This window comes from Psychrobacter sp. 4Dc (assembly GCF_002836715.1).
GTDB lineage: Bacteria > Pseudomonadota > Gammaproteobacteria > Pseudomonadales > Moraxellaceae > Psychrobacter.
This window is the reverse complement of the sequence record NZ_PJAT01000056.1, coordinates 1-275: the sequence shown is the minus strand read 5'-3', so window position 1 is coordinate 275 and position 275 is coordinate 1. Positions and strand designations below refer to the sequence as shown.

The following is a 275-nucleotide window of genomic DNA, read 5'->3' as shown; positions in this document are numbered from 1 at the left end:
GTTTTAAATATGGCGCAGCGGACGGGACTCGAACCCGCGACCCCCGGCGTGACAGGCCGGTATTCTAACCAACTGAACTACCGCTGCTTAGGTCTCTTAGCTTGTTTAGCCACTTGCTAAGAAGTGGTGGGTGATGACGGATTCGAACCGCCGACATTCTGCGTGTAAGGCAGACGCTCTACCAACTGAGCTAATCACCCTTCGAACAATTGCTAGGCAATTTATTCAACATCAACTGAGCTCTTAAGTTTGTCACTAAGCTCCGTTGCTGTGGG

Annotated in this window: 2 tRNA genes; both read right to left on the bottom strand. The window is 50.9% G+C overall.

Going from position 1 to position 275, the window contains the following annotated elements:
- Positions 1–10: 10 nt before the first annotated feature.
- Positions 11–87, bottom strand: a tRNA-Asp gene (locus tag CXF61_RS02795).
- Between the two features lie 37 nt (positions 88–124).
- Positions 125–200 (bottom strand) — tRNA-Val (locus tag CXF61_RS02790).
- Positions 201–275 lie beyond the last annotated feature (75 nt).